The organism is Alteromonas sp. AWM4_230 (assembly GCF_056158305.1).
The window spans coordinates 1,991,422-2,012,377 of record NZ_JBSWTB010000001.1; the positions used below are offsets into that span (position 1 = coordinate 1,991,422).

General features: G+C 44.1%; 18 protein-coding genes. 14 read left to right on the forward strand and 4 right to left on the reverse strand.

The genetic code is table 11. The features are described 5' to 3' along the window. Window positions 1–38: 38 nt before the first annotated feature. A complete protein-coding gene (gene olsF, locus ACXACS_RS08435) occupies window positions 39–1,757 on the reverse strand; it encodes a bifunctional ornithine lipid synthase OlsF (RefSeq protein ID WP_474805752.1) in 1,719 nt (572 codons plus the stop codon). A gap of 193 nt (window positions 1,758–1,950) precedes the next feature. Further along, window positions 1,951–2,748, reverse strand: a complete 798-nt coding sequence (locus ACXACS_RS08440) for a UDP-2,3-diacylglucosamine diphosphatase (RefSeq protein WP_474805753.1) — start codon at window positions 2,746–2,748, stop codon at window positions 1,951–1,953. 301 nt (window positions 2,749–3,049) lie between these two features. Between ACXACS_RS08440 and ACXACS_RS08445 the strand changes: the two genes are divergently transcribed. After that, complete coding sequence (locus ACXACS_RS08445; RefSeq protein WP_474805755.1) at window positions 3,050–5,068, forward strand: hypothetical protein; 2,019 nt, start codon at window positions 3,050–3,052, stop codon at window positions 5,066–5,068. A gap of 51 nt (window positions 5,069–5,119) precedes the next feature. Here the strand turns inward: ACXACS_RS08445 and ACXACS_RS08450 are convergent, their stop codons facing one another. Beyond that, window positions 5,120–6,025 carry a LysR family transcriptional regulator gene (locus ACXACS_RS08450; RefSeq protein WP_474805757.1) on the reverse strand — a complete coding sequence of 302 codons (906 nt, stop codon included), beginning with the start codon at window positions 6,023–6,025 and terminating at the stop codon, window positions 5,120–5,122. 104 nt (window positions 6,026–6,129) lie between these two features. On the opposite strand from ACXACS_RS08450, the gene ACXACS_RS08455 reads away from it, so the two are divergent. From ACXACS_RS08455 to ACXACS_RS08470, 4 genes are all read left to right on the forward strand, one after another. Beyond that, on the forward strand, window positions 6,130–7,023 hold the full coding sequence (locus tag ACXACS_RS08455; RefSeq protein WP_474805758.1) for a bile acid:sodium symporter family protein: 894 nt from the start codon (window positions 6,130–6,132) through the stop codon (window positions 7,021–7,023). Window positions 7,024–7,040: 17 nt separating this feature from the next. Further along, window positions 7,041–7,871 carry an SDR family oxidoreductase gene (locus ACXACS_RS08460; protein WP_474809234.1) on the forward strand — a complete coding sequence of 277 codons (831 nt, stop codon included), beginning with the start codon at window positions 7,041–7,043 and terminating at the stop codon, window positions 7,869–7,871. 169 nt (window positions 7,872–8,040) lie between these two features. Further along, window positions 8,041–9,168, forward strand: coding sequence for a phosphotransferase family protein (locus ACXACS_RS08465; protein WP_474805760.1), 1,128 nt, complete (start codon window positions 8,041–8,043; stop codon window positions 9,166–9,168). Next, the gene (locus ACXACS_RS08470; protein ID WP_239257843.1) at window positions 9,168–9,920 is read left to right on the forward strand and encodes an SDR family oxidoreductase; all 753 of its coding nucleotides are present in this window, start codon (window positions 9,168–9,170) and stop codon (window positions 9,918–9,920) included. Before ACXACS_RS08465 ends, ACXACS_RS08470 begins: the two co-directional genes overlap by 1 nt. A gap of 177 nt (window positions 9,921–10,097) precedes the next feature. Here the strand turns inward: ACXACS_RS08470 and rpsT are convergent, their stop codons facing one another. Beyond that, complete coding sequence (gene rpsT, locus ACXACS_RS08475; RefSeq protein ID WP_014950134.1) at window positions 10,098–10,361, reverse strand: 30S ribosomal protein S20; 264 nt, start codon at window positions 10,359–10,361, stop codon at window positions 10,098–10,100. 438 nt (window positions 10,362–10,799) lie between these two features. On the opposite strand from rpsT, the gene murJ reads away from it, so the two are divergent. The 9 genes from murJ to ACXACS_RS08520 all read left to right on the forward strand — a co-directional run bounded on the left by murJ (window position 10,800) and on the right by ACXACS_RS08520 (window position 20,956). Next, complete coding sequence (gene murJ / locus ACXACS_RS08480; protein WP_474805762.1) at window positions 10,800–12,359, forward strand: murein biosynthesis integral membrane protein MurJ; 1,560 nt, start codon at window positions 10,800–10,802, stop codon at window positions 12,357–12,359. A gap of 117 nt (window positions 12,360–12,476) precedes the next feature. Then, complete coding sequence (gene ribF, locus ACXACS_RS08485) at window positions 12,477–13,397, forward strand: bifunctional riboflavin kinase/FAD synthetase (protein WP_474805764.1); 921 nt, start codon at window positions 12,477–12,479, stop codon at window positions 13,395–13,397. 269 nt (window positions 13,398–13,666) lie between these two features. Continuing rightward, window positions 13,667–16,486 (forward strand): isoleucine--tRNA ligase, encoded by a 2,820-nt coding sequence (gene ileS, locus ACXACS_RS08490; RefSeq protein WP_474805766.1) that lies wholly within the window; start codon window positions 13,667–13,669, stop codon window positions 16,484–16,486. Next, window positions 16,479–17,027, forward strand: coding sequence for a signal peptidase II (lspA, locus tag ACXACS_RS08495; RefSeq protein ID WP_474805768.1), 549 nt, complete (start codon window positions 16,479–16,481; stop codon window positions 17,025–17,027). The genes ileS and lspA overlap by 8 nt, the downstream gene beginning before the upstream one ends. Before the next feature lie 14 nt (window positions 17,028–17,041). Then, entirely contained in the window at window positions 17,042–17,509 is a 468-nt protein-coding gene (fkpB, locus tag ACXACS_RS08500; RefSeq protein ID WP_474805770.1) for an FKBP-type peptidyl-prolyl cis-trans isomerase, read from the forward strand. A gap of 2 nt (window positions 17,510–17,511) precedes the next feature. Next, window positions 17,512–18,456, forward strand: coding sequence for a 4-hydroxy-3-methylbut-2-enyl diphosphate reductase (ispH, locus tag ACXACS_RS08505; RefSeq protein ID WP_474805772.1), 945 nt, complete (start codon window positions 17,512–17,514; stop codon window positions 18,454–18,456). A gap of 435 nt (window positions 18,457–18,891) precedes the next feature. Continuing rightward, window positions 18,892–19,542, forward strand: a complete 651-nt coding sequence (gene pilV, locus ACXACS_RS08510) for a type IV pilus modification protein PilV (RefSeq protein WP_474805774.1) — start codon at window positions 18,892–18,894, stop codon at window positions 19,540–19,542. Then, a complete protein-coding gene (locus ACXACS_RS08515; protein ID WP_474805776.1) occupies window positions 19,539–20,396 on the forward strand; it encodes a PilW family protein in 858 nt (285 codons plus the stop codon). Before pilV ends, ACXACS_RS08515 begins: the two co-directional genes overlap by 4 nt. Then, window positions 20,393–20,956, forward strand: coding sequence for a PilX N-terminal domain-containing pilus assembly protein (locus ACXACS_RS08520; protein WP_474805777.1), 564 nt, complete (start codon window positions 20,393–20,395; stop codon window positions 20,954–20,956). Before ACXACS_RS08515 ends, ACXACS_RS08520 begins: the two co-directional genes overlap by 4 nt.

Consider the following 20,956-nt stretch of genomic DNA (forward strand, 5'->3'; position numbering starts at 1 on the left):
GCGTAGGCTTTATAAAAGACGTGTTCTTTCCTAAAACATTAGGCAGTGGCTTTAAGCTGAATGTCAGTTAAATAGCGTTTGCGTTTCTTCTCGGTAAGGCTTTGCATATCAACCACTACCAAGCCATCAATACAGTCGTTAAAATCTGGGTCGACATTGAATCCAAGGAACGCCACACCACCGTCTTTGGACAGTTCAGAGTATTGCTTATAAAGCGTAGGCACGTTAACGCCCATATTAGCCAATAAATCCTTTAGCTCGGTAAATTCGGCTTTGTAATCGTTACCTTTGAATTGATATAGCGCATCGTTAGCCATTTGATAAGGGCGTTTACAGGTCGCTTCACCAAACTTTGCAGGAAAATACGTGGAGTAAAATTGTACCAATAGGTCTTTAGCTGGTTCTGGATAGGCATTACTAAGTGACACTGCACCAAATAGATAACGATATTTGGGATAACGACTTAAAAATGCACCAATACCAAACCACAAGTAATCTAAACTGCGTTTGCCCCAGTAGCGAGGCTGAACAAAGCTTCGCCCTAGTTCTAGGCCTTCCTTAAAAAGTTTGTCGTTGTTTTTGCCATAATTAAATAAAGTGGCAGAATAAAGTCCCGTAGGGTGATCGGGCGCTGTCAAAAGTTCTGCATCGCCAAAGCGATAGGCGCCTACAATTTCCAAGTCGCTGTCGTCCCATAGCACAAGGTGATAATAGTAAGAGTCGTATTGATCAATATCTCTACGTTTATTGGTGCCTTCTCCCACGGCGCGAAATGCGACTTCTCGCAAGCGGCCTATCTCACGCATAATTGGCGAGCAGCTTTTGTGCTGATACAGGTAGATAGACTTTCCATCACCCGTTTCTCCGAGATGCTCACATTCTCGAATAGCGCGGGCGAGCTCTTTTCTGTCTTCGGGCATAGCAATAGACGCCTGCGTTTCAAATACGCCTTTCTTGTTGCTGCCAATGCGATATAGGTGGCGCTTAAACAGCTTTACCTGCTCTTTTAGCGGAATATTGGTTTGCTGGTAAGCTTCAAAAGGAATAAGTTCGCCAATGCGCATAGGTAAATGCTTTTTGCGCTGTTTGAACATTTCTTTAACCAGCAGTGCGGTGGCGAGTGGTTTGTATACCATAGACACGCTGTAAAAAAGGGGGCTATTTTTAGCGTCAATATAAACCGGCAATATCGGCGCTTTAGCTTGCTTTGCAATACGCAAAAAGCCAGTATGCCATCGCGTGTCGCGAACACCTTGCGGGCGTAATCGAGAGACTTCACCGGCAGGAAAAATCAATATAGCACCGTCGCTTTTGAGGTGTTTTTGGATAGCCGATAAATGCTGCTTCGGTGTACCACCCTGCATATTATTTACTGGTAGCAACATATCGTGAAGAGGCTCGATAGCCATGAGCATTTCATTGGCCACTACTTTTAAGTCGTGCCGCACTTCACTAACTAGTTTAATTAGCGCAAGGGCATCGAGAGAGCCAATAGGGTGGTTTGCGATAATTACCACTTTGCCTTCGCTTGGAATACGTTCTTTTTCGACATCACGGGTGGAGTAGCTGATATTGAAGTACTCCAACACTTGTTCTACAAAATCAATGTCTTCATAGTGCGGATAGGTTTCACCAAATTCGGTAATTTCGCGTTCGTGAAGAAGGTGTCTTAATACGAAAGACAGCGATTTAAACAGAATAGGATTGTTCGCTACTTGAGGATAATGCTTGTTCAGTACGTCGTTTACAGTAAACATAGAACCTGTTTCTCTTTCGGTTTTGGCGAACAATAGCAGGACAATGTGACGCTTTTCACACAGTTTGATGGCAGTTATTTGACAGTGTTAAAAAGATGTTATTGATGCTGGCTCGACAAGTTTGTTTCGCGTAGAAGGGTTCAACAAAAGCAGTGATAGGGGGCCTGTAAGCCCCCCAGAAAAGTAGCAGTAACTACGCAGCTTTTGAACGAGAGGTTTTGGTTGTGATTGATGTTACCGTAGCTGATTCTAGTGAATCGAGATAATGAATAAGAGATAAATTACCATTCATGTCTTCAGCGAGAGCGCTACAGTTTTCTATCCAGTCACCATCATTAATGTAGTGTATGCCGTTTTCAAAACTACTTTCAGGGTGATGAATATGACCACACACTACACCATCTAGCCCCATATCGTCGGCACGCTTGCAGCATGCTTCGCGATATCGAGCAATGGCTTCATTTGCTCCTTTAATATGCTTTTTAATGTAGCCCGCTAGTGACCAGTATTCCCGCTTGCGCCACGCGCGCAAACGGTTGAATTCGCGATTTAGAAAAAGTAAGAGGTCATAACCTTTATCGCCAATCCAAGCATGGAATTTGCCCATGGTCACATCGCCATCGAACTGATCGCCATGTAAAACCAGGTAACGTTTTCCCTGTGCCGTGGTGTGCACCAGCTCACGCTCTATTTCAATATCGCCAAAGGCCATACCAGAGTAAGATTGAATTGGCTCATCATGGTTGCCGGGTAAGTACACTACACGTGTACCTTCCTGACTCATTTGCATGAATTTGTGCATGACTTGATTGTGCGCCTTTGGCCAGCGAAATTGTTTGGTCATTTGCCACATATCAACAATGTCGCCTACCAAATACAAGGTGTCTACCGTGATGCTGTCCAGAAAGGAAAGTAAGTATTCAGCTTTGCAGTCGCGATTTCCCAAATGGATATCTGAAAGCCAAAGCGTACGATAATGTGTCTTTTTCATAGCGGTTTCCCAAAGCGATGCCTTGGACCGTCACTATAGGTCTGCAAATTGACACTACCGTGACGCTTGCTTGACCATTGTGTTACAAACTTAATCTAAAGTATAAGGAGCGGGGGGGCAATTATCGTTACAAATTACATGCAAATTAAATTCGTATCGGATACTCTGGTATTTCAAGGATGAAGTTTCGTAACGTACAAGGTAGTTCAGTCTTAGTATTCAGACCGTTATTAATATCCTCTCGTTCTCTCTTCGTCCTTAGTTTCTATTGTGATGTAACGTAAAAACTAAGAGGCCACTCATGAAAATAAATAAAAAGCTCGCACCGATCCCACTTTTTGTATCCCTCGCTCTTACAGGGTGCATTGAAGTTGATGACGATAGTAACGACGGAGTTGTTGACGCACTTAATCAACAAAATTCTGTACTTACTGAACAAAACAACCTCCTGGCAGAGCAAATCGAAAATAATCAAACTTCGGTTACGCTGGCAGGCGCTGTCGTTGATACACGCACTGATGTACCTTTAGTGGGCTTAAATGTCGCTGTTTATCAAGGAAATACAGTGGTTGCTGAAGGTGTAACTTCAGAGAATGGCGGTTTTAACTTAGAAGGCTTGCCAGCGAGTGCTGACCTTACCGTTGTAGTTTCTTCCACTGATGAAAGTTACTTAGAACGCGCATTTTTTATCACTACTGGTCCTGTGAGCTCAGGTGAAGGATATGACGACATTGGCATCATAGGAGTATCTACACCTGTTGAGGTAGAGTTCAGCGTTACGGACACGGAAAGCGGCGAAGCAGTCGGTGGACTTAGCTTTATTGGTTTTTCTTTTTCGGGGACATCTACCAGCAGCGTATTTGATTTTGCCCATGAGAGCGAATTCAATGAAGAAACACAAACTTATCAAATAACTTTGCCACGTGATTTAAACGTTACATTACGCGCGAACATCGACATAGATAACGACGGAGAAGCAGACTTCGACTTCACTAACATCGGCAACGTGAATATATCTGGTGATACATTATTTATTTACGACGCAAGTGAGTTTTCAGAAGAGGAAATTAGTCTTAGTCAATACGATGAAGTTGCAGCAGAAGAGAAAACTGTTGTAATAAGCCTGATTGACAGTATGGGCGAGCCTATCGCAGGCGCTGAGTTCATGATGGGTACGTCAGAGGAGACGTACACATCTGAATATGATGAAGAAAGTGATTCTTATGAGTTGGTGGTTCCATTTGATGGCGGTATTTCGTTCGAAATGTCCTCTTTCCAGGTAGGTGATATCACCTATTCGACAGGCAGTATTAACCTGAGTCGTTCAACACGTTATGCCACAGGCGAAACTTCAATTAACGTTAGTACAAGTGGGTTTGAGTCAAATAGCTATTACACAGTAGCTGACTCTGAGATTATTAACTTAGTCCTAGTTCCTACTGAAGTTGAGCCCCAAGCAACCGTTGAAGTTATTACTACGAATGTTAACCCGTCTAATTTTGCCTATTCAGTGTATTACAGCGAAGCTGTTGACATAGATCTGGACGCGGTTAGCCTGACTTTCGACGAAGTTTCAATTGTTCGCGGCAATGAGTCTGCTGATGATAGCGTTCCTAATGGTTACACTTATATTTTGAGTGAAGAGGCAAGTGTAGAGCTTAGCCAGAGCGTGGACCTTGGTGGTGTTAAGCACACGTTTTCTCCAGCAACAGAATTGCAAACTAACACTAACTACCGTTTTGCAATTGGTGAAGTTTCTCCAGCCTCTGGTGGTGTTTCAGCAAATATTTATGGTGATGATTATTCATTTACCACCCCCGCTGATGAAACGGCAGAGTTCGATATCAACGCTCTAAAATTAGATAACAGCAATTACTATTCTAATGGCTCAGTTATCGTTAGTGAAAATACAGCCGGGGTTGCAAACTCGGCAAATAATTTTGGTAATTCAGTGAGTATTCTACTACCAACTTCAGTTGAATCACTTAATTACCTTATTATTAATTTTGAAAGTTACACTGAAAATGGAAATGAATACGCTTTTGTGAATAGATATGAGCTAGTTCGAGATGAAAACATTTCTATGCAGCGTTTGCTTGCGATAAACGTGGCTCAAAATGAAAGTATCTCTAATCAGGCTTATACTTCGTATATAAGTGGTACAACAGTAGCTGATGGCGAATACATCTACAGAGATAGAATCAGCCTATATCTAGAGGACAACACTGCGGAAAATCCTGTCAGTGCGACTTTTAGTTATGAGTATCAAACAAAAGCTGGCGAAAATGCATCGGGTAAGTTAACACTTCCAATTCTTTAATTCTGATAACGTGAAGATAGTTTAGCCGATACCTTAGTGTATCGGGTTTTTTTATAGCCCCAATTTATTTGCTACTTCTAAAAGCTTCTCCCGCATCCAAATATTTACTAAATCATCATCGGCATTTTTGTGCCAGTACATGTGCACGGGAAGAGGAGGTACTTCAAACGGAAGTGGCAAAGTCTCGATATAACATTTGTCGCTAAACTGATGTGCAAAGCGTGCTGGCATAGTAAGCAGTAGGTCACACTGACTCACTACATTAACAGCGGCAAAGTAGTGCTCACATTGTAGGGATATTTTTCGATGCAAATTGTGTTGAGCAAGGGCGAGATCAACGGTGTCTAGTTTAGAATCTTTTAAAGACACGAGCGCATGCTGTGCAACTGAGTAGTTTTCAATACTGGGGTTGTCTAGGTAGCTATTTGTTGGTGCACATACTACCACAAAGGTTTCCTCGCAGATAAACTGAGAACGTATCTCACTGCTGGTAGGAACGAGGGCATCAATGACAATATCGACCTCTTTGTTAGTAAGTGCCGGGGCAAGTTCGGGCCAGGTTACTTGCCTGCTATTTACCGTGATATTAGGCGTGTTTTGAACAAGTTCAGGAATTAACGTTGGAAAAAATATAGATTCTAAAATATCACGCATTCCAAGGTTAACTGTGCGTGGTTTATCACCTATGTCAAAGTCCACTTTGCCTTTTAAGGTATTTTCAAGGGTTTCAATTGATGTCACGACCGATGTAATGATGCCTTGGCAGAACGGGGTAGGGACTACTTGTCGCCCATGGCGCGTAAACAATGGGTCATCAAATTTTTCTCGTAGCCTACTGAGCGCATGACTTACCGCAGGCTGAGTAATATGCAGCGCATTGGCGGCTCTAGTAATGCTGCCGTGTTCATAGACCTCACGCAGCACTATGAATAAATTAAAATCTATTTTTCCATGCATAATATTTATGGATTTCCATAATAAGGCATCATTTTTATTTATTGTTAAACAGGGTACACTGGCTTAAATGTTAATAAAAGGTTTCTTTTGTAAGGGGCGTGTGCATGCAGGCATCTGTACTTACCGAGGTGTTGTTACCTCTAGCGTTGGCACTTGTGATGTTTGGCATGGGGCTAACCCTGACCCTTGCTGACTTTGCCCGATTGATTAAAGCGCCTAGGGCGGTAATAACAGGCTTTATCGGTCAAATTATCTTGTTGCCTTTGCTAGCTTTAAGTTTATGTATTGCGTTTAGTGTGCCTGACTATATTGCTGTTGGCGTAATGGTTTTGGCAGCATGCCCTGGCGGTACTACCAGTAATTTAATCAGCCATATTGCAAAAGCCAACCTAGCCCTTTCAGTTAGCCTAACCGCAATTTCAACCATTGCTTGCGTGTTCACCACGCCATTTATTATTCAATTTGCGATTGATTACTTTGTAAAAGAAAACGCGCCAGAATTTTCTATTATCCAAACCGTTATAGGGCTCGTCGGCGTGTCGATTCTACCGGTCGTTATTGGCATGACAATTCGTCGATTTTATCTGGTGTTTGCCAAGAAAACAGAGAACTTTTTTCGGCAGTTTTCGATGTATTTCATGTTGCTCATGATTGTCGGCGTTCTGGTTTCTGAAAGAAATAATTTAGCCGCGTCCTTCGAAAGCGCGTTTTTGATATGTTTAACGTTAAATTTATTATCGGTATTGTTAGGCCTCGGGCTTGCTAAGCTTTCAAACCTAGCATTTAAAGACTCGCTTACGCTTGCTATTGAAATAGGCGTACAAAACGCGGCTCTTGCCATGCTCATATGCATTACTTTTTTACAAGCGCCTGACTATGCCATCGCTCCTGGCGTTTACGGTATAGCCATGTACATCGGTCCTGCATTATTAGCTCTGTGGGCAAAACGAAATGCAAAAATAGCTGTAAAAACAACGCCAAAAGTACTCGTGAAATAATAAATAGGAAACACATGGTGCGTTTATTGATTACCGGTGGTGCTACCGGCTTAGGCCAGGCCATTGCCCTAAAATGGGCGGAAAAATGGGTGAACAAAGATAAAGATATAAATATTTGTGTTGCCGATATTAACCAAGAAAGAGGCGTTGAAACGGTAGATATGCTTTGTGCACAAGGTGCAAATGCGTTTTATGTTCACTGCGATATAACCTCTGACAATGATGTTGAAGCCCTAGCGCAAACTATCGAAACTCGCTGGGGAGGCGTTGATTATGTGTTCAATAACGCTGGGGTCGCTACAGGGGGGAGTCTTTTAGACGAAACTATCGATCAGTGGCAGTGGGTATTCGATATTAACGTGTTAGGCATGGTAAGAGTAAGTCGTGCCCTTTTACCTTTAATGCGAAAGCAAGGCAGTGGTTACTTTATCAATGTTGCCTCGCAAGCAGGGCTAACACCTATTCCTTATATGGGAAGCTATAACTCAGTAAAAGCCGCTGTAGTATCGTTTTCAGAAACCATGAAGTTGGAACTAGCACCGGACAATATAAATGTTAGTGTGGTTTGCCCTAGTTTCTTTAAAACGAATTTAGATGAGTCGATGCGAAGTAGCAATCCAGCCTCGCATAAGATGATCAACAAGTTTTTCGCTAAGGCAGATATGACTAAAGAAGAGGTGGCAGAGTCAATATATCAGCAAGTCAGTCAAGCGAAGTTTCTTATTCTCACTCACAAGTTAGGCAAACGTGCGTTCTTATTGAAAAAGTTGTTACCCACGCAGCGCTATATAAGCAATATGCTCAATCAAACTAAAACGATGAAACGAGCAATGGAAAAGCACAATTAAAGAATAAAAACAGGCTTTTTGTTAGCGCCTTATCGCCAGAAACCTTGTTACCACTCGCTAATATGAGTTAGGTGATGAGCTGCGAAAGACAAAATTAGTTTCGAATAAATGCGTACCAATAACTAGCTTTGAATAAGCGTTTAATACAAAAATAAAAGAAGAACGATATATGCAACAACAGGTAGTAGATAAAGCGGATAGCGTGCGAGCAGGAGAAGAGCTAGACGTCGGCGCTGTACACAATTGGCTTAAGGAAAATATTAGTGCCTCGAATCCATTGTCAGCCGCTATACAAAGTAGCGATAGTTTACCTAAGGTAACCCAGTATTCCGGTGGCGCGTCTAATTGGACGTATTGCTTGGACTATCAAAGCAGCGATCAAAACCAGGGCGAGCAAACGTCATTAATTTTGCGCAGGGCACCAGCAGGTACAAAAGCCAAAGGGGCTCACGATATGGGGCGAGAGTATCGACTACAGCACGCGCTAAAGCCTGTCTACCGGTATGTGCCAGAAATGCTTGGGCTCTGTGAAGATGAAAGCGTATTAGGCACTGAGTTCTACGTAATGGAAAAGTTTACTGGCGTGATACCACGAAAGAACTTACCCAGAGGTTTAGAGACAACAGATCAGCAAACCAAGCAGCTTTGCACTAATGTACTTGATAGTTTAATTGAACTTCATAAAGTTGATTATAAAAAAGCGGGGCTTGAGCACTTGGGGAAAGGTGCTGGGTACATAGAGCGGCAAATAAGCGGGTGGAGTGAGCGTTATAGTAAAGCGAAAACCTGGAATGTCCCCTCGGGTAAAAAAATTATGCGTTGGCTAGAGAACAACATGCCTGACCAAGAACGCATTTGTATAACGCACAATGACTTCCGGTTTGATAACGTGGTGTTAAAGCCTGATAACTATACCCAAATCATCGGTGTGTTAGATTGGGAGCTAGCCACCTTAGGTGACCCGCTTATGGACTTAGGCAATACCTTGGCGTATTGGGTGCAAGCTGATGATGACTTTTTAGCGCAATCAACACGTCGTCAGCCAACTCACTTACCGGGAATGCTCACTCGTGAACAAGTTGTGGCGTATTACTGCAAAGAAATGGAGATAGATGTTGAAGATTTTGCTTTCTATGAGGTTTATGGACTTTTCCGTTTAGCCGGTATTGCCCAGCAAATTTACTATCGCTATCACCACAAGCAAACCAATAATCCAGCTTTTAAAAACTTTTGGATCTTCATTCATTACTTAATGTGGCGCTGTAATAAGGCCATCAAAGCATCAGGAAAACGATAATGACAACAAGACGCAATATTCTGATCACGGGCGCGAGTTCCGGCTTAGGCAAGGGAATGGCGATTGAGTTTGCCAAACAAGGATGTAACTTAGCGCTATGCGCAAGGCGCTTTGAGAACTTAGAAAAACTGAAAGAAGAATTACTTTCAATTAACCCAAACATTGACGTGTACATTCGCTCGCTTGATGTAAATGATCACGATGCGGTTTTTGAAGTGTTCGACGCATTCAAAGCTGACATGGGAACACTCGATAGAGTCATCGTGAATGCAGGGATGGGGAAGGGCGCGTCAATTGGCACAGGGTATTTCCACGCTAATAAGCAAACGGCGGTGACTAACTTTGTGTCGGCGCTAGCACAATGTGAAGCGGCTATGGCTATCTTTAGGGCGCAAAATAGTGGTCATTTAGTAACGATTTCATCTATAAGTGCTGTGCGCGGGTTTAGACGTGCTATGACCGTTTACGCAGCTACGAAGGCAGGTCTAACGTCTATGACTGAGGGCATTCGAATGGATGTAATGAATACGCCGATTAATGTCACCTGCATTCATCCTGGTTTCATTCGAAGTGAAATAAATGAAAAAGTTGAGAAGGTACCATTTATTGTTGATACCGATGTGGGCTGTCGCGCTATGGTCAATGCAATTAATAAAGAGAAGGCGAACGCTTTTGTGCCAAGCTGGCCTTGGGCAATTCTTCACTGGATCATGCGTATCGCGCCGGCTAGCTCAATAAGGAAGATGAGCTGATAGCGTATAAAGTGTGAACACAGCGCAAAGACTTTTTATCTAGTGAGAGAGCTCGCCTAATGGTGGGCTTTATGCTTGTAAGTTTAATGCTTATTCGGAAATGATAAATAAACGTCGATTTGATTACAGATACAAAAAAAGCGCCGAAGGGCGCTTTTTTACTACTAATCGTAAAGATTAACCTAGTGCTTTAATTTGTGCAGCTAGACGGCTCTTATGACGAGCAGCTTTGTTCTTGTGAATCAAGCCTTTAGTAGCCATTCTGTCAAGTACTGGAGTAGCAGCAGTAAGTGCAGCTTGTGCCGCTTCTTTGTCACCGCTTGCAATTGCAGCGATAACTTTCTTGATGCTTGTACGAGTCATTGAACGACGGCTAGCGTTGTGCTGACGACGCTTTTCGGCTTGGATTGCACGCTTCTTAGCAGACTTAATGTTAGCCAAGGTGTAACTCCCAAAATAAATTCATGTCAAAAACGAGGGTGCGGATTGTGCCTACCAAACGCCCAAATGTCAAACGATTTAAAACTTAAATCGTTCCGCGTTAAAACGCGCAAGCTATTGAACACAAAGTATGCTCAACACGTTGCACATTCTCTGCGAAATTTTTTGAAAGATATCTGTAACGGAATTCTTTCAGGACATTTAAGCGATAGACATGCATAAACAACAGCACCCCATATCGGGCGCGGATTATAGCAAGAAAGTCCATAAAGGTGCACAACTATTTTGAATAAATCGTTTCGTAGACCATAGGCTTTCGCTATTATGGCTCGCTCGCAACCTATTGTTGCCTCTTTACTTGGAGCGGACGCCTTTAATCACTCTTAAAAAAAGCGTTTGCTGTTCAGCCTATTCTTTATCTCTTATTGGAAGTGTGACGTGTCACGGAAGTTAATAAAATCTGGTCTTATCGTCAGTATTATGACCTTGGTCTCGCGAGTATTAGGCCTAGTACGTGATGTTGTTGTTGCCAAGCTTATGGGCGATGGGGCAGCCGCAGACGTATTTTTCTTTGCCAACAAAATTCCCAATTTTTTACGTCGTCTATTCGCTGAAGGCGCATTTGCGCAAGCGTTTATTCCGGTGTTAACCGAGGTTCACGAAAACGACGATAAAAAGCAGTTACGAGAATTTGTTGCAAAAATTAGCGGTACGTTGGGCGCTATCGTGTTTGTGGTATCTATTATTGGCGTTATTGCATCACCTGTTTTGGCAGCCCTGTTTGGTACCGGTTGGTTTATGGCATGGCTGGAAGGCGATGAAGCCGGCGACAAATTTGTGCTTGCCTCGACCATGTTGAAAATTACCTTTCCCTATTTAGCATTTATCTCTTTGACTGGCTTGGCAGGGGCGATACTCAATACGCTAAATAAATTTGCGGTTGCCGCTTTTACCCCCGTTTTACTTAATGTATGTATTATCACATGCGCAATATACTTAGCACCTACGCTGGAGCAACCCGCTTACGCCCTAGCTTGGGGCGTGTTTATCGGCGGTATTGTTCAGTTCTTGTTTCAACTACCGTTCTTGTTCAGGGCTGGGCTTTTAGCCAAACCAAAGTGGGGCTGGCACGACGAAAATGTGGTTAAAGTGCGTACCTTAATGATCCCCGCATTGTTCGGTGTGTCAGTAGGTCAGATTAACTTGCTGTTTGATACCTTTATCGCCAGCTTTTTAGTGACCGGTTCAATAAGCTGGTTGTACTATTCTGACAGGCTGCTTGAATTTCCCCTAGGGTTGTTTGGTATCGCCATCGCAACGGTAATTCTACCTACCTTGTCTAGAAATCACGTAAGTAACAACCCCAAAGCGTTTGCCGCGAATATCGATTGGGCGTTTCGTATGGTGTGTTTATTGGGCATTCCTGCTGCAGTAGGGCTCGGCGTAATGGCAAGACCTATTTTAACTGTTATCTTCCAACGCGGAGCCTTTACTGCTGAAACGGCTATTATGGCCTCTTATTCGCTTACCGCGTACTCGTTTGGCTTGCTTAGCTTTATGCTGGTTAAAATTCTTGCGCCAGGTTTTTACTCTCGCCAAGACACCAAAACGCCGGTGAAATTTGGCATCTGGTGTATGGTCGCTAATATGGTGTTTAACGTAGTCCTAGCTATACCTTTTGGTTATGTAGGATTAGCTATTGCAACTAGCATGTCTGCGACGCTCAACGCCGCTTTGCTCTACATAACGCTGCACCGTCAAGGAGTGTTTGCGCTTAGCCGTACATCGGTTCTGTTTATAGCGCGGGTGGTAATTGCAAGTGCAGCTATGGGCGGGCTTATTTATTACCGAGATCAAGGCTTAGCTTTCTTTGATTTATCGCTTTCCGCCCAAATGTTAGAAGTAGGAATAACCATTTCGCTGTCGGTCATACTGTTCATGGCCACCATGGTAGTATTGGGCATGCGCCCTAGGCATTTCAGAAGCGGTGGCGAGTAAATTTTAAAGGTAGTGAAAGGACGCTGAGCGGGAATGTGCACGCGCTTGGTATTGTGCTCGTGGTCGGCTATAATCGCGAGCTTTGAATTTCTAGCAGTTAAAAGGTAGTGGCTAACAGTGGAATTTATCCGCGGGCTAAACAATGTAAAACCTCATCACAAAGGGTGTGTGCTCACTATCGGTAAGTTCGATGGTGTACACCGTGGTCATCAAGCTGTGCTAGCTAATGTGCTTGTAAAAGCGAAATCGCTATCACTTCCTGCCACCGTGATGGTGTTTGAACCGCAGCCTGAAGAAGTTTTTATGCCTGATAAGGCGCCAGCGCGTATTAGCCCTCTTCGTGAAAAGTACGAATTGCTGCGTCAACAAGGTGTCGACAGACTGCTTGCTGTGCGCTTTAACGCTGAGTTTGCAAAACAAAGTGCCGACACGTTTGTCCACGACCTACTGGTAGACAAACTAGGTGTTAAATTTCTAGTGGTTGGTGACGACTTCCGTTTTGGCAATGGTCGCAAAGGGGATTTCGAAATGCTTGAAGCGGCAGGTCGCCAATACGGTTTCGAAGTAGTAAGCACCCACAGTTTTACCATGCATGCCCATCGAATAAGCTCTACCGCGGTGCGAGAAGCCCTGGCTGACAGCGATTTTGGTCTGTCTACCGAAATGCTAGGGCGCCCGTTTGCTATTCACGGCAGGGTTGTTCATGGCGAGAAAAAAGGTCGCACCATTGGTTTTCCCACCGCGAATGTCATGCTAAAACGCCAAAAAACGCCCATTCACGGCGTGTTCGCAGTGCGTGTTGACGTAGATGGAAAACACTATAACGGCGTTGCCAACATTGGCACCCGTCCTACTGTTAACGGGGTAAGAAACCAGCTGGAAGTCCATATTTTTGATTTGTCATCTGACCTATACGGCAAGCCTATTACGGTGTTTCCGATGGCAAAAATAAGAGATGAAATTAAATTTGATTCTTTTGAGGCGTTGAAAGATCAAATCCAAGCAGATGCAGCACAAGCGCGTCTGTTATTAGCATAGTTAAACGTGATAAAGTCACGAAAAGTTTCTGCGCGTATTAGTTTTATTGAGCTCGATTTTTTAAACGTGGATCCTTGTTCGCGAAACGCGTAAGCAAGTCACTTTGCTAGAACATACAACGTCGGCCTTGCGCTAGTGAGAACGACACACAGTTTTACGTTGAACCTTTTACAATCAGCGTTTTAATTTGAACATCGCAAAATGAATATCGCCTTCACAATGTGTTAGTGCATTGGGTGAAAATTAAGGTAACCGGATAATACAATTTTATGAGTGATTACAAAGCCACACTGAACCTTCCAGAAACTGCGTTCCCAATGCGCGGTAACCTTGCTCAGCGCGAGCCGAAAATGCTTAAAGACTGGCAGGAAAAAGGGGTATACAGCAAAATTCGTGAAGCGAAAAAAGGCAAAAAGCCATTTATTCTTCACGATGGTCCTCCTTATGCGAATGGCGATATTCACATTGGTCACGCGGTTAACAAAATTCTTAAAGACATTATTGTAAAGTCGAAAAACCTTTCTGACTTCGATTCTCCGTACGTTCCAGGGTGGGACTGTCACGGTCTGCCGATTGAATTGATGGTAGAAAAGAAAGTTGGTAAGCCAGGTAAGAAAGTTACTGCGGCTGAATTTCGCCAAAAGTGTCGCGAATATGCACAAAAGCAAATTGACGGCCAAATGGCTGACTTTAAACGTTTAGGTGTATTTGGTGAATGGGATAACCCATACAAAACCATGGACTTCAAATCTGAAGCCGACATCATTCGTGCATTAAGCAAAATTGTTGACTCAGGCCATTTAGAAAAAGGCTTTAAGCCTGTTCACTGGTGTACAGATTGTGGTTCTGCACTTGCTGAGGCAGAAGTTGAATACAAAGACAAAGTATCACCGGCAATCGACGTTAAGTTCCCAGTGGCTGATGTGGCGGCTATTGCAGAAGCGTTTGGCGTGTCTGAAGCTGATTTAACCGCTCACAAAGCGGGTGTTGTTATTTGGACTACCACGCCGTGGACGTTACCTGCCAACCGTGCAATTAGCTTACACCCTGAACTTACTTATGCAATTGTTGAAGTTCAGCCATCAAACGAATGGTTGGTAGTAGCGCAGGACCTGCTTGAAAGCTGTATGAACCGTTACGGCGTAGAAGATTTCCGTGAAGTGGCAACCTGTACCGGTGAAGCACTTGATAAGCTTAACGTTAATCACCCGTTCTTAGACATTGAAGTACCACTGATTCTAGGCGACCACGTTACTACAGAATCTGGTACTGGCTGTGTACACACCGCACCTGCCCATGGTGTTGACGACTTCAACGTTGGCAAGCAATACGATATCGAAGTTTATAATCCGGTAGGTAACAATGGTGTATACCTTGAAAACACCCCGTTATTTGCAGGCAAGTTTGTATTTAAAGCTAACGATGAAATTATCGAAACGGTAAAGGAGAAGGGCAACCTCGTCTTAAACGTAAAATACGAGCACAGCTACCCGCACTGCTGGCGCCATAAGACGCCAATTATTTTTCGCGCTACGCCTCAGTGGTTTGTAAGCATGGATAAAAAAGGCCTTCGCGCTGAATCACTTGAACAAATTAAGCAAACCAAGTGGATCCCAGACTGGGGTCAAAACCGCATTGAGAAAATGGTTGAAGGTCGTCCAGACTGGTGTATCTCTCGTCAACGTACGTGGGGCGTGCCTATTCCATTGTATGTGCACAAACTTACTGGTGAAATTCATCCTGAGTCTGCAGCATTGATGGAAAAGGTGGCACAAGAAGTTGAAGCTAAAGGCATTCAAGCGTGGTGGGACCTCGATGATGCAGCACTGCTTGGAAACGAGCTAGACAACTACGAAAAAGTGACTGATACCCTAGACGTTTGGTTTGACTCAGGTGTAACGCACTACTTTGTTGTAGACCGTCGCGACGATATTCCGGCCTCAGCCGATTTATACCTTGAAGGTTCCGACCAGCATCGCGGTTGGTTTATGTCTTCGCTTATGTCATCAACAGCCATGCACGGTCACGCACCGTATAAAGAAGTGCTAACCCACGGCTTTACGGTAGACGCTCACGGCAGAAAAATGTCGAAGTCGGTAGGTAATGTTGTGGCACCTCAGGAAGTGACTAACAAATTAGGCGCAGACATCCTTCGTCTATGGGTAGCATCTACCGATTATCGCGGTGAAATTGCTGTATCGGATGAAATTTTAAAGCGTGCTGCCGATGGCTATCGCCGCGTGCGTAACACCGCACGTTTCTTGCTTGCAAACCTTAATGGTTTTGAGGTTAAAGACGCGGTTGCAGAAGACGATATGGTCGCCCTTGACCGCTGGATTGTTGCTCGCGCCAAGGCACTTCAAGAAGAGCTTATCGAGGCGTATGACAACTACGACTTGCTAGTAGTGTCACAGAAGCTTACGCACTTCTGTTCAATTGAATTGGGCTCATTCTATTTAGACGTGATTAAAGACCGCCAGTACACTGCTAAAGCCGATGGGCTAGCCCGTCGTTCATGCCAAACAGCCATGTATCATATCATTGAAGCATTGGTTCGCTGGATGGCGCCTATTACTAGCTTTACTGCACAAGAAATCTGGGAAACCTTACCTGGCGAGCGCAGTGAGTTTGTATTTACTGAAACTTGGTACGAAGGCTTCAACAACTTCACGCAAAGCGATACGTTTAACGATGCTCTATGGCATCAAGTGCTAAGCGTAAAAGACGCGGCAAACCAAGCAATGGAGCAGGCGCGTAAAGATGGCGAACTAGGTGGCTCACTAGAAGCGAGCATTTCGCTTTATGCTACCGAGTCTCTTTACAACGTACTGGCTAAACTAGAAGACGAGCTTCGCTTCGTGCTTATTACGTCGGGCGTTTCGCTAACCAAAGTCGATGAAGCTCCGTCTGACGCGAAAGCCACAGACGTTGAAGGTTTATGGCTGAGCGTTAATAAAGCAAGCGGTGAAAAGTGTGTGCGCTGCTGGCATCACCGTGAAGATGTAGGCTCGCATGAAGGTCACGAAGAGTTATGTGGTCGCTGTGTGACAAACATTGACGGTGATGGAGAAGAGCGCCACTATGCCTAAGCTTTTTCGCGAAACGGGGTTGCGTTTCTTATGGATAAGCGCGATTGCGTTTATCCTCGACCAATGGAGTAAGTACACGGTTATCGACAGTATGTCACTGTATCAGTCTATACAGGTACTGCCGTTTTTTAACTTTACTTACGTACATAATTACGGCGCCGCATTTAGCTTTCTAGAAAATGCAGGTGGTTGGCAACGTTGGTTCTTCACTGCCATCGCTGTCGTAGTAAGTGTAGTGATTTTGTGGTGGCTGAAGCAGTCTCCCCGTTCGCAAAAAATGCTGCCCGTCGCGTTTGCCTTTATTTTAGGTGGTGCATTAGGAAACGTTTACGACCGTTTAGTTCACGGTTATGTCATCGATTTTTTAGACTTTTACGTAAACAATTATCACTGGCCTGCGTTTAATATAGCCGACAGCGCCATATTTATAGGCGCGGCTTTACTCATAATCGACATGTTTAAAAATGGCGATAAAAGAAGTGAAGAAAAAAGCGCTGACGTGCAAGCAAGCGGCACGAAAAGTAGCGAAACCATTAAGTAGTATTCGGAAAGGTTATGACAGATTCTTTAGTAATTGGCGCAGATAGCGAAGTTATTCTTCACTTCGATTTAAAACTTGAAGACGGTTCTGCTGCAGACAGCACTCGTGTAAACAACAAACCTGCAAAAATGGTTATGGGTGACGGAAGCCTAACACCAAATTTTGAAGCGTGTTTACTTGGGCTAGCAAAGGGCGACAAAAAGTCATTCACATTAGGCCCCGAAGATGCGTTTGGCCAGTCAGATCCTAACAATATTCACTATATGGATAGAAGTCGCTTTGGTGCTGACTTACAAGTAGAAGAAGGCATGATTCTAGCATTTTCGCAGCCAGATGGTTCGGAAATTCCGGGTATTATTCGAAGCGCTGCTGGCGATTCAGTAACGGTAGACTTCAATCATCCGTTAGCGGGTCAGACGGTTATTTTTGATGTAGAAATCATCGATGTTAAACCTGGCGCTTCAGCACAAGGTGGAAATTAGTTATGCAAATTCATTTAGCTAACCCTCGCGGCTTCTGTGCGGGCGTAGACAGAGCTATTACCATAGTTGAGCGTGCGCTAGAAATGTTCGAACCGCCAATTTATGTGCGCCACGAAGTGGTACACAACAAGTTCGTTGTAGACGGGCTGCGCGAGCGCGGTGCGCTGTTTGTGGATGAGCTGCATGAAGTGCCAGACGACAGTATCGTAATTTTTTCGGCGCACGGTGTGTCGCAAGCGGTAAGAAAAGAAGCAGATAATCGTGGTCTTAAGGTTTTCGACGCAACCTGCCCGCTGGTTACAAAGGTGCATATGGAAGTTACTCGTGCTAGCAAAACGGGCACTGAATGCATCTTGATTGGTCACGCTGGTCACCCTGAAGTGGAGGGCACCATGGGTCAGTACAGCAATGAAGAGGGCGGTATTTATTTAGTTGAATCTGAAGCTGATGTGGCAACGCTTGAAGTTAAAGATTCGACCAACCTTTATTATTGCAGCCAAACTACGTTATCTGTTGATGACACCGCCGATGTAATCGACGCCCTTCGCGCTAAGTACCCCAAAATAAACGGTCCGAGAAAAGACGATATTTGCTATGCAACACAGAATCGCCAAGACGCTGTGCGCGACTTATCACAAGACTGTCAGGTTCTGTTGGTTGTTGGGGCACAGAATAGCTCAAACTCGAACCGTCTTCGTGAACTGGCTGAAAAAATTGGTGCTAAAGCTTATTTGATTGCCGACGCTAATTGCATCCAGGAAGAGTGGCTAGAAGGCGTAGAGCACATTGGCGTTACCGCTGGCGCATCTGCCCCTGAAGTCTTAGTGCAGGGTGTGGTAAACAAGCTCAAAGCGTGGGGCGCGGTTTCAGCTTCTGAGCGTGCTGGGCGCGAAGAGAATGTGGAATTTGCTGTTCCTAAAGAATTGCGAGTCAAGCAAGTCGTTTAAACTTGCTACATTATCAAAGCACAAAAAACACCGCACTTTGTTGCGGTGTTTTTTTATGCTTTTGTCTACTGGAAATTCAACGACTTGCGGATAGATAATAATACCTTAAATCAAAACGAGGTTTAGCGACTAAAAGAATTTAGCTACTTGTTTATGGTAAAAGGTCAGCAGTAGTTTTGGCGGAAGTGAAGCCTTAAAACTACTGTAGTGTTCCCTCTGCTTGTGAAGGCGGGATTTTTATATACGCTACTGTGAAAGTGTTCGTGCACCGGTTCCGAAGAAATTAGCGCAACGCTAATCGCCAGTTTGTAACCTTTTAGATAGCTAAAAATTATACGTTTTGATAACCAATGATACCCAGTGTAATGCGCTTTTGTCTTACTATACTAAATTGGTGATAACACCCATTCTTACGTTTCAATTTTGGCAAAAGTGATGAGAGTTAAAAAGGTGGCGAGAAACCCAGTGAAAGGAAGCACAATCTGCACCCAACGCGGTGTAGGTCTTATAGAGATCTTGATTACTCTATTTATTCTAGCGGTAGGGTTACTAGGTGTTGCTGCGCTGCAGTTTACCGGCTCTTTTGCTAATAAAGACGCCATAAGCAGGACGCAAGCGGAAATGGTAGCCGCACAAGTAGCAGAGCGATTACGCGCCGCAGCCCGCCCTGCAACCGTGGGCGACGGCATGGTAGCAAATAACGACTATTTCGCAGATACAACCTATAATTTTTCAGGTTTAAGTTGTGCTAATGGTTCTCAGCCTTACTACAGCTGCTGTTTAACGAGACCTGCAGCTATTCCCAATTGTGAAGGGCAATCTTGCACCGAAACTCAAATGGCCAAATATGACGGCTGGGCATTATCTTGCTCAGCGGTGCAAACCAATCCGCAAACAACAGTATCGGTATCTTGTACTGATAATAATAACGCTGACACTTACAGTTGTAGCCCTGGGTCCCGTGTGGAAATTTTGCTCATGTGGCCCGTCTCATCCTCTGGCAACCAGCAATATAATTTAAATTCGCGCTGCAACGAAGCCGAAGGTGACAGCAATGGATGTGTGTTTAAGGATGTGACGCTATGAAGAGCTATCGTCAACGAGCACAACACGGCTTTTCACTGGTAGAGTTAATGATTACTTTGACGCTGGGCCTGATTATTTCTGGTGCGGTTATTCAGGTTTTGGTCAGTTCAAGTGTTACCAATAAAGTTAATCAAGCGGTAGCCCAAGTTCAAGAATCTGGGCGCTTTATTATGTCCCGCTTGTCGGCGGAGTTTTACGAAGTAGGTCGTTACGACCAAATTGTCGCCGATGTCGATACGTCTGTTGATATTGTTGCTGAAGCTGCTTATGTCGAAAATCATCCTGTTGCCTTACCCGGTGACTTTTCTACTAAAACCGCATTGGGTAGTGTACAGACCACCAGCGGTGGCAGCGATAAACTCGTTGTGAGTCTTTTGAATCACGAAGATTGTACCGGAAACTCACATGGCTATGCCGGGCGCGAATTTCACGTTGTTAATCATTATTTTGTAAGTGGCAGCACACTAAAATGTACCGGTTACGATGGACGCGTTTTACTTGGCATTAAATCGCAATCGGTTGACCCTATTACGGTCACGTTGCTAGATAACGTAGAAAGTTTTCAAGTGCAGTTTGGCGTGTCAGACGTGATCACAAGTTCTAATGGTCAGGCCGTTACTTACGTCACTGCCGATGAGATCGATAATTTAAGGGCGCTGAACCAACAAGTGGTGTCATTACGATGGGCCATTATGCTTAAAAGCTACCAAAATGAAGTGCGGCAAACCCAGGCACAAAAATATGCGCTTTTGAATGAAGCATCAAAAACAATGACGACCGATCACTATTATCAAGTCTTTTCGAAGACCTTAGCCCTAAGAAATATGAAGAATTTTGTCAGGAGTTCGAAATGAAACAGCAAGGCTTAGTAATGGTATTTGCGCTACTTGTTTTGCTGTCTATCACAGTTTTAGGCGTAAGCGCTGTAACGAGCAGCTTGTCTCAATCAAAGATGGCCGTCTCTATGCAGCAAAGTGGATTAGCGTTCGACGCGGCTGAAGCCGCAATTGCCGGTGTTTTTTTCGAATCCGAAGATGAGTCCTTGCTTACTGACACAGCAAAAACGGATCCACTTTCAGAGGCAAGGCAAGGCACTATTTTTGACCCTGATGCAGATACAATGAGCTGTTTTGATGAAAACCAATGGACTGATAGATACATGACTGAAGGTGGTTTAACCATTGGTGATAGGCATATTACAGATGGTACTTATCAAAGCGAGGCGTCTTCAAAAAGCTGGTCGCGTACAGCGTTTATTCGTGAACAAGCTTGCAGAGGGTCAAGCAATGTAATTGGTGGAAGTAATGTTAACTGCCACGTATTTATTATTAGAGGCTGCGGAAAAGTTGCGGGTAAGTCCACAGTGGTAGCTAACAGCTTAGCTGCATCCGTTTTTGGCCCGGCTTCACAATAG